Origin of the sequence: Candidatus Pelagibacter sp. HIMB1517, from assembly GCF_052047895.1 — a bacterium.
Taxonomy (GTDB): domain Bacteria; phylum Pseudomonadota; class Alphaproteobacteria; order Pelagibacterales; family Pelagibacteraceae; genus HIMB114.
On record NZ_JBNAIW010000001.1, the window covers coordinates 155,567 to 168,083 of the forward strand.

Annotated in this window: 13 protein-coding genes, 1 tRNA gene and 1 other RNA gene; 9 read left to right on the forward strand and 6 right to left on the reverse strand. The window is 27.4% G+C overall.

Translation table 11 applies throughout. The features are described from left to right. The 3 genes from ffs to ACTTAT_RS00950 all read right to left on the reverse strand — a co-directional run bounded on the left by ffs (window position 1) and on the right by ACTTAT_RS00950 (window position 1,709). Window positions 1-98, reverse strand: an RNA gene (gene ffs / locus ACTTAT_RS00940) — signal recognition particle sRNA small type. A 49-nt stretch (window positions 99-147) separates the two neighbouring features. Beyond that, window positions 148-993, reverse strand: coding sequence for a prephenate dehydratase domain-containing protein (locus ACTTAT_RS00945; RefSeq protein ID WP_440679176.1), 846 nt, complete (start codon window positions 991-993; stop codon window positions 148-150). Further along, a complete protein-coding gene (locus ACTTAT_RS00950) occupies window positions 990-1,709 on the reverse strand; it encodes a 3-deoxy-manno-octulosonate cytidylyltransferase (protein ID WP_440679177.1) in 720 nt (239 codons plus the stop codon). The genes ACTTAT_RS00945 and ACTTAT_RS00950 overlap by 4 nt, the downstream gene beginning before the upstream one ends. Before the next feature lie 74 nt (window positions 1,710-1,783). Between ACTTAT_RS00950 and ACTTAT_RS00955 the strand changes: the two genes are divergently transcribed. Genes ACTTAT_RS00955 through ACTTAT_RS00965 form a run of 3 tightly spaced genes read left to right on the forward strand, consistent with a single transcriptional unit; the run spans window position 1,784 to window position 4,179 of the window. Continuing rightward, window positions 1,784-2,326 carry a c-type cytochrome gene (locus ACTTAT_RS00955; RefSeq protein WP_440679178.1) on the forward strand — a complete coding sequence of 181 codons (543 nt, stop codon included), beginning with the start codon at window positions 1,784-1,786 and terminating at the stop codon, window positions 2,324-2,326. Window positions 2,327-2,362: 36 nt separating this feature from the next. Further along, a complete protein-coding gene (locus ACTTAT_RS00960) occupies window positions 2,363-3,820 on the forward strand; it encodes an AmpG family muropeptide MFS transporter (protein WP_440679179.1) in 1,458 nt (485 codons plus the stop codon). Between the two features lie 35 nt (window positions 3,821-3,855). After that, complete coding sequence (locus tag ACTTAT_RS00965; RefSeq protein WP_440679180.1) at window positions 3,856-4,179, forward strand: EF-hand domain-containing protein; 324 nt, start codon at window positions 3,856-3,858, stop codon at window positions 4,177-4,179. Here ACTTAT_RS00965 and ACTTAT_RS00970 read toward each other — a convergent pair. Further along, the gene (locus ACTTAT_RS00970; protein WP_440679182.1) at window positions 4,169-4,927 is read right to left on the reverse strand and encodes a sulfite exporter TauE/SafE family protein; all 759 of its coding nucleotides are present in this window, start codon (window positions 4,925-4,927) and stop codon (window positions 4,169-4,171) included. The two genes, ACTTAT_RS00965 and ACTTAT_RS00970, sit on opposite strands and share 11 nt — an antisense overlap. Before the next feature lie 31 nt (window positions 4,928-4,958). Between ACTTAT_RS00970 and ACTTAT_RS00975 the strand changes: the two genes are divergently transcribed. From ACTTAT_RS00975 to ACTTAT_RS01000, 6 genes are all read left to right on the forward strand, one after another. Then, complete coding sequence (locus ACTTAT_RS00975) at window positions 4,959-5,423, forward strand: hypothetical protein (protein ID WP_440679183.1); 465 nt, start codon at window positions 4,959-4,961, stop codon at window positions 5,421-5,423. After that, a complete protein-coding gene (locus ACTTAT_RS00980) occupies window positions 5,423-6,178 on the forward strand; it encodes a C40 family peptidase (RefSeq protein ID WP_440679184.1) in 756 nt (251 codons plus the stop codon). The genes ACTTAT_RS00975 and ACTTAT_RS00980 overlap by 1 nt, the downstream gene beginning before the upstream one ends. A gap of 83 nt (window positions 6,179-6,261) precedes the next feature. Continuing rightward, window positions 6,262-8,733, forward strand: coding sequence for a helicase-related protein (locus ACTTAT_RS00985; protein ID WP_440679185.1), 2,472 nt, complete (start codon window positions 6,262-6,264; stop codon window positions 8,731-8,733). Window positions 8,734-8,736: 3 nt separating this feature from the next. Further along, complete coding sequence (locus ACTTAT_RS00990; RefSeq protein WP_440679186.1) at window positions 8,737-9,150, forward strand: TerB family tellurite resistance protein; 414 nt, start codon at window positions 8,737-8,739, stop codon at window positions 9,148-9,150. Next, complete coding sequence (gene fdxA / locus ACTTAT_RS00995; RefSeq protein ID WP_440679187.1) at window positions 9,147-9,470, forward strand: ferredoxin FdxA; 324 nt, start codon at window positions 9,147-9,149, stop codon at window positions 9,468-9,470. The genes ACTTAT_RS00990 and fdxA overlap by 4 nt, the downstream gene beginning before the upstream one ends. A 61-nt stretch (window positions 9,471-9,531) precedes the next feature. Beyond that, window positions 9,532-10,299 carry a CarD family transcriptional regulator gene (locus ACTTAT_RS01000; RefSeq protein WP_440679188.1) on the forward strand — a complete coding sequence of 256 codons (768 nt, stop codon included), beginning with the start codon at window positions 9,532-9,534 and terminating at the stop codon, window positions 10,297-10,299. A gap of 377 nt (window positions 10,300-10,676) precedes the next feature. On the opposite strand, the gene ACTTAT_RS01005 is transcribed toward ACTTAT_RS01000, so the two are convergent. Continuing rightward, window positions 10,677-12,368 (reverse strand): AMP-dependent synthetase/ligase, encoded by a 1,692-nt coding sequence (locus ACTTAT_RS01005; protein WP_440679189.1) that lies wholly within the window; start codon window positions 12,366-12,368, stop codon window positions 10,677-10,679. A gap of 1 nt (window position 12,369) precedes the next feature. Beyond that, window positions 12,370-12,452: transfer RNA gene (locus ACTTAT_RS01010), tRNA-Leu, on the reverse strand. Window positions 12,453-12,517 lie beyond the last annotated feature (65 nt).

Genomic DNA, 12,517 nt, shown 5'->3' on the forward strand with positions numbered 1-12,517 from the left:
AACGGGGAACTGAATAACAACCTGAAAAATTTACGGTACGGCTGCTTTCTTTCGAACCTGACCGGATTAGCGTAACATCCACCTGTTACCAATCCCCCATAGCAATATAACAACTTAGATTAAAATCTACAGGATTGAATCTGTGGACTAATGATTATTTCTATAATCAGAGGCCAAATAAACTCCCAAAATATCTAGACTTTCAGTATTTTTTTTTAAAGTTTGAAGCGCAGTTTCTACTTTGGGTTCTTTAGCATGCCCTTCAATATCTAAATAAAATAATGCCTGATCAAAAGAATTATTTACCGTAAAGCTTTCAAGTTTTGTAAGGTTAACATTGTTCACAGCAAAACCACCTAGAGAATTATATAACGCTGCGGGTAAGCTTTTTAATTTAAAAATACAAGTCGTAATAAATTTTTTATTTTTTTCATAATCTATCAAATTTATTTTGTCTGAAGACATTGTTAAAAACCTCGTAGTATTTCCTGAAATATCCTCAAAATTTTTTTCAATTATATTTAGATTGTAAATTTGAGCTGCCAATTCAGATGCTATAACAGCAACATCTAAAGATTTTTCCTCACTCAATTTTTTTGCAGCACCTGCTGTATCTGCTTCAATAATTGGACTTAAATTATATTTATTAATTTTTTGATGGCATTGTCCAATTGCATGCGAATGGCTTTTAACATACTTTATATTTTTTAAATCATTACCCTTAAGAGCAAGTAAACAATGGTTAACTTTATGAAAAGACTCACCAATCACACTTAGTTTATATTTTGGCAATAAATAATGTACATCTGCAACTCTTCCAGCAATTGAATTTTCAATTGGTATAACAGCTTTTATATCTTTATTATTTTTTACTAAATCTAATGCTTGGTCAAACGTTTTACATGGAACAACTTCAATATCATCAAATATTTCTGTTGCGGCTAAATGAGAGTAAGAACCAAGTTCACCTTGGATAGCAATTTTTTGTTTCATATAAATTTTCTAATTTTTTCTAAATCTTCTTTGGTGTCTACACTTAACGGATTATCATCCGTATATCCAACAAAAACATCAATATTATGATCTAAAAATCTCATCTGCTCAAGGCTTCTATTAATTTCATTTTCAGTTCTTTGCATATCTACAAATTTATTTAAAACATTTTTTCTGTAGGCATATAATCCAATATGATGATAATAAAATTTTTCATTAGATATTTCTCTTATGAAATTTAGTGCCTTTTGAAATTTATTTTTTTTTAAGTCATGCTCAGTGACTGCTTTAACAACATTTTTATCTTCAGTTTCATTTTTAGATATTTCACTAGCTACGGTAGAGACATTTACATTTGGGTTAGCGATCATAAAATTATTTATTAAATTAATTGTTTCAGGATTTATCATAGGCATATCGCCTTGAACGTTAATAATTATATCATGATCAAGTTGTAATTTGTCTATAGCTTCGTGAATTCTATCACTTCCAGTTGTATGTTGTTTGCCGGTTAATATAGCGTTACCCCCATTATTTTTTATTTCATTGAGAATCTCTGTGTCTGCAGTTGCCACGAATACATCTGTTACATTTGAGGCTTTAGACCTTTCCCATACATGTGTGATCATTGCTTTGCCGTGAATTTTCAATAAAGGTTTATTTGGAAGTCTTTTTGCTGCAAGGTGGCTTGGAATTATTATTGCTGTTTTATTCATTAAGTGCGACAACTGTTACGATATTTATACTCTAAATCTCTCAAAAAATAATATATGAATTCTCCAATTAAGTAATGGATAGTTTTGAATTTAATAAAATCGCAGCAGCAATTTTAACCACTGCATTAGTTTTCATTGGTATTAAAGAAATTGGAAATGTCATTTATCATGTCGATAAACCTGAAAAATCAGCATATAAAATTGAAGGTGTAGAGCAAACAACAACTAGCCAAGTAGCTGAAAAAAAAGTTGAAGCATCACTTGCCCCGATTACACCTCTTCTGGCATCAGCATCAATTGATGCGGGAGCAAAGGTATTTAAAAAATGTGCCGCTTGTCATAGCATTGATAAAGGTGGAGCCAATAAAATTGGTCCTGGTCTTTGGGGTATAGTAAATAAAAAAGTGGGAGCAGCAGAAGGATTTAAATACTCTGCAGCTTTAAGTGGATATGGAAAAAATTGGACATTTGAAGAATTAAACGGATTTTTACATAAACCTATGAAATATATAAAAGGTACAAAAATGGGTTTTGCTGGCTTAAAAAAAGACAGTGATAGAGCAAATGTGATTGCTTATATGAATAGCAAGAGTGATTCTCCTGCTCCTTTAAAATAATTTAAACTCCTTTAAGATCTTAATTTATAAAATTTGATGATTAAAGATCTATCTATATTTACAAAAAAAGAAGTGATGATTATGGGTGGTTTGGGATTTTCAGCCGGCTTACCTATCATGCTTGTATTTTCTACTCTGTCAGTATGGCTAGTAAAGGCAGGTGTAGAACGAAGTACTGTTACACTATTTAGCTGGGCTGGCTTTGCTTACTCCTTTAAATTTTTATGGAGCCCAATAGTAGATAAATTTCAAATCCCTTTGCTTCACAAAATTGGTCACAGAAAAAGTTGGTTACTTATTACACAAATTTTAATTTTTTTTTCAATTATATTAACATCATACTCTGACCCACAAAATAATTTAAAATTTATGGCATTTGCTATTGTGCTAATTGCCTTCTTTAGCGCTACTCAAGACATTGTAATAGATGCATTCAGAATTGAGTCAGCTCCTGAAAAAAAACAAGGACCCCTAGCATCTATGTATTTAGCGGGATATAGGATTGCAATGATTGTTTCAGGTGCAGGAAGTCTTTGGTTAGCGTCAATTATGAGCGATGAAAATTATCAAACCGAAGTATGGAAAAATGTTTATCAAATTATAGGTTTTTTTATGATCATAGGTTTCATTTCAACAGCCTTATGTAAAGAACCAACCAATAATAAAGTAAAAAAAATAAACTATAAAAATCAATTAAAATTTACTTTTTCTACTATTTTATCAATATTAATTTTTTTCGTATTTTTTCTTAATATTCCAGAAGTTAAAGTATTAAATCATTTTTATAATTTTTTTTATAATATTTTTAAAATAGTATTTAGCTTTGGGGTAGCTCTGATTTCTCTTTTAATTTTAGAAAAAATTAATTTTTTACCAAAAAAACAATCACGTGAAATATTTATTAATCCTATTATTGATTTTTTTAGACGATATAAAAAAATTGCATTAATGATACTTCTTTTAATTGGGCTATACAGAATAGCAGACGTCGTGATGGGAGTTATGGCAAATATTTTTTACTTAGAAAAAGGTTATGAAATTAAAGATATAGCAACATTCTCTAAATTTTTTGGATTAATTGCAACAATCCTAGGTGGAATATTTGGTGGAACGTTTGCGATGAAATTTGGAACTTATAAAAGCTTACTAATTGGAGCAATCACAGCTGCATTGACTAATGTTTTATTTGCTTTTCTTGCCATCATAGAAAAAAACTTATTTTATTTAGCAACAATTATTATTGCAGATAATTTAGCAAGTGGATTTGCTGGAGCAGCCTTTGTTGTTTACTTATCATCTTTAACTTCAATTAAATTTACAGCTACACAATATGCTCTTTTCACTTCTTTAATGCTTTTTATCCCAAAACTTATTGCTGGATATGCTGGTGGAATAGTTGATGTGATAAATTACCCAAGTTTTTTTATATTTACAGCCGTTTTAGGTTTTCCTGTAGTTTTTTTAATCATTTTTCTCAATAAAAGAAAATTATAATTTTACAGCTTTATTAAGCGATGATACTTGGGGTCATGAATATTTTAAGAAATTTAATAATTATTACGCTATTAATAATTACAAACGCTAAAGCTGAATTCAAAACAATCACAAAAAAAGAGTTTATTGATAGAAATGTTAAAGCATTAGAAAAAAGATTTGATCTTGTTGATACCAATAAAGACGGAAAAATTGATGCAAAAGAAAATGAGACTTATAAACAAAGAATAATCAATGCTAGAAAAGAACGAGCTAAAAGAAGAGCAGCATTGGCAAAAAAGATCGATACCAATAAAGACGGAAAGCTCTCAAAAGAAGAAATAGAAAATTTTAAGAAAAAACAAAATACTAAAAAATAATTTTAATTATTAATAAACCGCCCATAATAACCAACATCATATTAAATAAAGTTTTAAAAAAACTTTCACTAATTCTTTTTCTTAATACTGCACCGAAGTAAACTCCGATCAATATTGGAAAACATGCCAATAAAGAGACAAGTAGTTTATTAAAATTAATCATTTGATATGAGCTAAATAATACTAATTGCATGGAGGCAAATATAAAAAAACTTAAGCCCATTAACTGAATAACTTTATTTTTTGAGTAGTTGAGTGATTGAATAAGGAAAATAAAAGGCATCGTATAAATACTAGTTACCCCTGTAGTAAGTCCTGTCATTGAGCCAATTATTAATTGAATTTTTTTGGATTTATAATTCTTTATTTTAATTTCATACTTCATCAATGAAAAGAGTGAATTAATAATCAGTAATAATGCTAAAATTATTAAAATAGTATCTGACTTTAATATAGTTAAAAAATAAAAACCTGGAAAAATAAATAAAAATGACCCAATCAGAAAAAATTTAACATCACTAATAATTTCTCTTAAATAGTTACCATCTAACATTTGATAAAAATTTGTTAAAATTACTGGAATTAATATGATTGATATTGAATCTTTAATATCAAATACAAAACTTAACAACGTAAGCGTCACTGTTGGAAGTCCAACACCTATTAGACCTTTGACCATCCCGCCAGCTAAAAAAATTAAAACTACTTGAATTAATATTATAGAATCTATATTCGATATCGATATCATTAGGTTTTAAATTTTATAATACAAGTAATATATGATTATTGAATGCAAATGTAAGAAATACAAGTTTAAAATCCCACATGAAGAAATCATACCACCTGGAAGAACCTTGCAATGTTCAATTTGCAATGAAGAGTGGTATCAAGAATTTAAAATAAAGCCAGACAACACTCTAAACATTAAAGAAGATAATCAAAAAGATTTACTGAAAGAAATGAATCCCTCTAAAAATAAATCTAAACTATCAAACAAAAAAAAAGCGAAAGAAAAAAAAGAAAAAAGATCATATTTATTAATTTTAACTTTAATATTTTTTTTCTTAATTTTTATAATTTACAAATTGGCGTTTCATTATAAAGATTTAGTAATTTCTTCAAACCCATCTCTTATAAATTTCTATGAAAGTTTAGAAATTATTACTGAAATATTAAAAGCCAATATAAATTTTATTAAAGAGATAACATTAGAAGCTATAAAAAAAATACAAAATAAAATTTAATGAATAATATTTATTTTATAACAAAAAATAAATCCTCACTTTTTAAAAAAGCTAATACGAAATCAGAAAAGCTGAAAGAAGTAATTTTTGGTGAAAAATTTGTTAAATTAAAACAAATTAAAGATTTATATTATGGTTATACACAAAATGATAAATATTATGGTTATATAAGAAAAAGGCATCTCGATAATATTCAATTAAAGCAAAATTATATCGTAAACAGTGGTAAAGCATATCTATTTAAACGTAATAACGTACAATCTAAAACTAAAAAATATTTATATTTAAATTCCAAAATTTATATTTCAAAAATAGGTTCAGAATTTTCAATGATTGGTGATTTATGGATAAAAAACACTGACATAAAATTAATCGAGAAAATTAAAAAAATAAATTTTTTAGAAAAAATTAAAATTTTTATAAATGTTAAGTACGTGTGGGGTGGTAATACTATTGATGGTATCGATTGCTCTGGATTAGTTCAAGAACTAATGAAAAATAATTTTTTAAAATGTCCTAGAGATAGCAAAGATCAAGAAAAATTTTTTAAAAAAAAAATTAATTTAAAACAAATTAAAAAGGGGGATCTTTTATTTTGGAAAGGGCATGTGGCAATTTCAATTAATAAAAAAGAATGTATTCATGCATTTGGACCAAGAAAGAAAGTGATAAAAATGAAGATTCGCAATGTTATTTCTGAACTTGAAAAAAAATCTCTAAAACTCAGTTCTATAAAAAGACCATTGTTTAAATAAGAACATTTTTATGGTTGATTCGGTCGCCTTTTATCCATAATTTGTTCTTGTACTTTATCAAAATATAGTGGTTCAAAAATTTTATGACACAAATAACCAATTCTCAAATTTTAGCTATACTGGGTCCTACCAATACAGGCAAAACTTTTCTTGCTATCGAAAGAATGCTCGAGCACGGTAATGGAGTAATCGGATTTCCATTAAGGTTACTTGCTAGAGAAGTTTATGACAAAATTGTAAATAGAATTGGCCCAGAACGTGTAGCATTAGTAACAGGCGAAGAAAAAATTATACCTCCGAAATCCGATTATTATCTTTGTACAGTTGAATCAATGCCCCTTGATATTAATTTCGAATTTGTTGCAATTGATGAAATACAAATGTGTGCAGACCCAGAGCGTGGACATATTTTTACTGATCGCCTTTTAAATTTTAGAGGTGATAAATTAACTATGTTTTTAGGATCTGATACAATTAAAAAATTAATTACTACCTTAGTGCCTGAAACAGAATTTATTTACCGTGAAAGGCTCTCTAAATTAACTTATTCAGGTTACAAAAAGATATCTAGAATTAAACCAAGAAGTGCCATCATCGCTTTTTCTGTTGATGATGTTTATGCTTTAGCAGAATTTGTAAGGCGTCAAAAAGGTGGTGCGGCAGTAGTTATGGGCTCTCTAAGTCCAAAAACAAGAAATTCTCAAGTAGATATCTATCAGTCTGGCGATGTTGATTTTTTAATTGCTACAGATGCTATTGGCATGGGCATAAATATGGATATTGAAAATGTATATTTCAGTGGTTTAAAAAAATATGATGGAAAACAAATTAGAAATTTAAGAGATAGTGAAATCGGTCAAATCAGTGGACGAGCGGGAAGATATATGAATGATGGTTCGTTTGGAACTACGGGTGAATGCGAAAAATTGACTGATGAACAAATTGAAAAATTGGAAAATCATAAATTTGATGATGTATTAAATATATTTTGGAGAAACTCTGAATTAGATTTTTCATCAAGTTCTGCATTAATTAATAGCTTAAACTTAAAACCAAAATACGAAAATCTTGTTAGAAATAAAGATTTAATAGATGAAAGTACTTTTAGGTATTTAGTTTCAGAGAAATCAAATTTAAATTTTTCAAATAGTAATCACCAAGTAAAATTATTATGGGAATGTTGCCAAATACCAGATTTTACCAAAAGTTCATATAATGAACATACTGATATAATTTATAAGGTCTTCTCCTTCTTATCTTCAGATAAAGGAAAGATAACTAACGATTGGATGAAACAACAATTAAATAATTTAAATAATTTTGAAGGAAACATTGATAGCTTAGCAAATAGAATTTCTTATGTAAGAACATGGTCCTATGTTTCAAATAAAAGTAATTGGGTAGAAAACGCTGATTATTGGATTGCTAAAACTAAAGATATTGAAGATAAATTATCTGAAAAACTTCACGAAGAACTAACAAAAAGTTTTGTTGATAAAAGAATAAGTGTTTTATCTAAAGGGTTAAAACAAGATATTGAGCTTGATACTAAAATTGTTGAGCAAGATAAGATATTTATTAATGATCATTATATCGGGAAAATAAATGGTCTTAAAATTGAATTGGACTATTCTAAATCAAATTTAGACACAGATATTAAATCACTAAAAAAGGCTGCAAGATCTGGAGCTCAAGAAGAGTTAAAAAATAGAATTAATACTATTTCTAAAAATTTAAATAAATTAGAATTAAAGGAGGATTGTAAAATTTATTGGGAAAATAAAAAAGTTGCTGAATTAAAACCTGGAAAAAATTACCTTAATCCTTCAATAAAATTAATCACTGATGATACTCTTCAAGACCATGATTATGCTCAATTAAAAACTAATTTAGAAAAATGGCTTGAAGATGAAAAAAATATTCATTTAAATGACTTGCTTTCTATTGAAAAGGCAAGCTTAAAAAATTCATTTGCGCGAGGTCTGAGTTACCAATTATTTGAAAATAATGGAGTACTAGAGAGAAAAGAGGCAAATGAAATTATTAAAAATGTCTCAAAACAGGAAAGGTTTGAATTAAGAAAGAAAGGAATAAAAATAGGAAAATATCATATCTACCAACCAAGGATGATTAGGCCTAATGCAGTTAAGTTTAAAACTATTTTATGGAAATGTTTTAATTATAAGAGAGATATAAATTATCCAAATTTTGGATTAAATTTTTTAAAAAATTTTAAAAATAAGGATGATAAATTTTTAAGAATTTGTGGCTTCGAAACTTTTGGTAAATTTATTATCAGAGTAGATATTCTTGAAAGATTATTTCTTGAAATTTTATCAAGATCCAAAAATTTTAAATTTAAACTTGATGCAAAAATTATAAATTTACTTGGGTGTACAAAAGATGATTTTATTCAATTCATTAAAATTTTAGGGTACCAACTTATCAACTCTGAGAATGAAGCTGAGTTTAAATATTTACCTAAAAAAACCAAACAAACTAAAAAAAAGCAAGTATCAAATGCATTTTCAGTTTTAGAAAAACTAAAAATTTAATTAATGTTTTGGAATAAAGAAAAAGATCAAAAACAAAATTTTAAAGACATAGAAATTGCGACATGTATGCTTCTAATACACGCTGCAAGAACTGATAATCAACTGGATGATAAAGAAATTAGAATAATTAAAGAAAGTTTATTTGAACTTGGATTAAAAGATAAAAATTACATAGATAAACTTTATAATTACTCTGAAAAAAAAGAAAAAGATTCTATTGAAATACTAAATATGACTAAAGAAATTAAAAAATTACAATATGAACAGAGGTTAGAAATTATTGAAATGATGCTGAAAGTAATATACTCGGACAGTCAATTATGTGAGTTTGAAGATAGATTGGTGAGAAAAGTTGCTGGTCTAATTTATATTGAAAACAAAGATTTGGGAGAAATTAAATTAAAAATTAAAAAATGACTTATATAGTAAATGAAAAATGCATTAAATGTAAACTTACTGACTGTGTTGAAGTATGCCCAGTAGATTGTTTCTACGAGGGTGAAAATATGCTTGTGATTAATCCTGACGAATGTATTGATTGTGGAGTTTGCGAACCAGAGTGTCCTATTGATGCAATTGAGCCAGATACGAATGCTAACGTTGAAGAAATGTTATTAGTTAATAAAGAATATTCTCTAAAATGGCCAAATATTTCGAAAAAGAAAGAGCCATTGGATGATTGGGAAAAATATAAAGACGAAAAAGATAAATTTAATAAGTATTTCGAAAAAAAATAATATTACCTCTTTACTAATTAAGATTGAAAAGAATGTATTAATAATATAAGCCACTGCATCTATGCCAAAAAAGACAAAAGCAAAATCAAAAAAAGTTGTTAAGAAAAAAGTTACAAAAAAAGTAGTAAAAAAAACTAGTAAAAAAGTTGTAAAAAAAGTTTTAAAAAAAACAGCTAAGACGAAACAATCAAAAATATCTAAAAAAGATTTAAGTAAAAAAGTTGTTGAAAAGGCACCTATTCAGAATACTCAATTTAAATCTTCTCAACAAAATGAAATTATAGAAATAAAAAAAATAAAAAAACAAGAAACTGAAAAAAGGACATATAAAGTTAAAGATTATGTGATTTACCCAAAGCACGGAATTGGTCAAATTATATCTGTAGACAAACTTACAATAGCAGGTATCGAAGCCAGCGTTTATAAAATTGAAATCACAAAAGATAAATTAAATCTCACGATTCCAACTAATCAACAACAGCACCTAAGGCCCCTGTCTAGTTTAAACCAGATAAATAAAGCTATTTCAATTTTGAAAGGTAAAGCAAAAATTAAAAGGACAATGTGGAGTAGACGAGCAGCAGAATATGAACAAAAAATTAATTCAGGTGACATTTATCAAATTGCTGAAGTAGTAAGAGATTTAAATAAGAATACTGACATGCCAGTTGACCAGTCTTACAGTGAACGTCAATTATTTGAAAAAGCTTACGATAGATTGCTTGGTGAAGTATCTATTGTACTAAAAATTTCTGAAGAAGAAGGTAAAGCTAGACTTAATAAAGCTCTTGGTAAAAAAGTAGAAGAAACTTCTAATACACCTGCATAAAAAAAACGCCCTTCCGAATGAGAAGAGCGTTTTTTTATAAAAAGATTACTTAAAAGTAAAAAACTATCTTTTCTTTCTTCTTTTAGTAGCTTTTTTCTTTTTAGTTTTCTTTTTAGCTTTTTTAGCTTTTTTGGCTTTTTTCTTAGTAGCCTTTTTAGCTTTTTTTCTTCTTTTAGCCATCTCCGTTCCTCCCTTTAAAGTTTGGAGCATCACATAATTTAATATGTGATTCGTTATTAAGTTAATTTAAAAACTAATTCGCAATTAAAGTCAAATGTTTATAATTTTTAAAAATTTTTTAAAAATTTATTTCAATTCAAAGTTTAAATAAAAAAAAATTATTTTGTAAAAAAAGTTAATGTTTTCAGTGTTTTTAGTTAAATTTTATAAAAGTTTTCTAAAATATTTTTGTATTTAGTTTTTATTTTGTGCCTTCTTATTTTCATTGTTGGTGTTAGTAATTCATTTTCAATTGTAAATTCCTCTTTAACTATTTTAAATTTTTTTATTTTTTCAATAACTGTTAATGATTTATTTGTTTGCTCAATAAGTTTTTTTATAATTTCTTGATCTTGATTAAAATTTTTATTTAAAACTAACAAACATGATAAATATTTTTCATTATCACCATGAACATACGCTTGTTCAATTTCATCATGTAGACAAAGTAAATTTTCAATCTTAGATGGAGAAATATTATCTCCACCAAGTGTAACAATAATATCTTTTTTTCTATCAGTAATTTTTAAATAACCTTCGTCGTCAATTTCACCAATATCACCTGTATGAAGCCAGCCATTTTTTAGTACTTGGTTTGTGGCATCTTCGTTTTTCCAATATCCTAACATTATGTTTTCACCCTTAACAAGTATTTCACCGTCCTCTGCAATTTTCACCTCATTATTAGAAAAAATAGCTCCAACTGTTTCTATCTTAATTTTATTGACTGGATTACATGATACCACAGGAGAGGTTTCCGTTAGGCCATACCCCTGCAGTGTTTTTAGACCTAAAGAATTTAAGAATAATCCAACATTTTGATCTAGAGGGCCTCCACCTGAGACAAATGCTTTTAAATTTCCACCAAAATTTTTAATTACCTTTTTCCTCACCAAGATATTTAATAAATAATTTATAAATTTTTCTATTATAGAAAGCTTCCTATTTTCAAAATTCTTTGATCCCAATTCTACAGTTTTTAAAAACAATCCCCTTTTAAAAGAAGATGATTTTTTAACTCCACTCATCATTTTGTTATAAAGATTATTATAAAATCTAGGAACCGCGGTCATTACATGTGGTTTTGCAATTTTTATATTATCTAATAATTTTTCAATAACAGGCGAGTAAAATATTTTAGCGCCGAGTGCAATTTGTACGAATTGAACTGTATGCTCATAAGAGTGTGATAATGGTAACCATGTTATAAATCTAGGATTTTTAACCTGTAACTCATCAACTAAATTTTTTGAGTCTTCACAATTTGAAATTATTCCTCCATGACTTAAAACAACACCCTTGGGGTTACCTTGTGTTCCAGAAGTATAAATAATACAAGCTGGATCGTTTCTTAAAGATTTACAACTAATATTTTTATTTAAATCGTTTTTAAGTTCATGAAAATTCTGAACCTTTTCTATTTTGTCAAAACTTATAATAAATTTAAATTGAAAATTAATCTGGCTACATGCATCTAAAATAGTTTTTAATAATTTTTCGCTTGATACAATTAATCCTATTGGATCAGCATCTTTTAAAACAAATTCGAAATCTTTTTGAGTATAAGTAGTGTAATTGGGAACCGTAATCGCATCATTTGCTAATATGGATAGATCGCTAATCATCCATTCTGGTCGACCCTCTGAGACCAACATTACCCTATCTCCTTTCTTGACTCCCTGGATATTTAAGAAAGTTGAAAATATTCCTATCTTTTTGGATACATCAGACCATTTTAATGCATCTACTTTTTTATTTCTATCAATTGAATGTAAAAAATCTAAATTGAAAAATCTTTCACTTTGTATTTGGTATAACTCAAATAGATTATTTAATTTTTTAAATTCCATATGGTGGGCGAAAAGGGAGTCGAACCCTTAAGGTTTCCCGGCGGATTTTGAGTCCGCTGCGTCTACCAATTCCGCCATTCGCCCTATTTTTTGTTTTACGATTAAAAAAGGTTTTTGTACTGCTTTTTTAAATTTCATATATACATTAT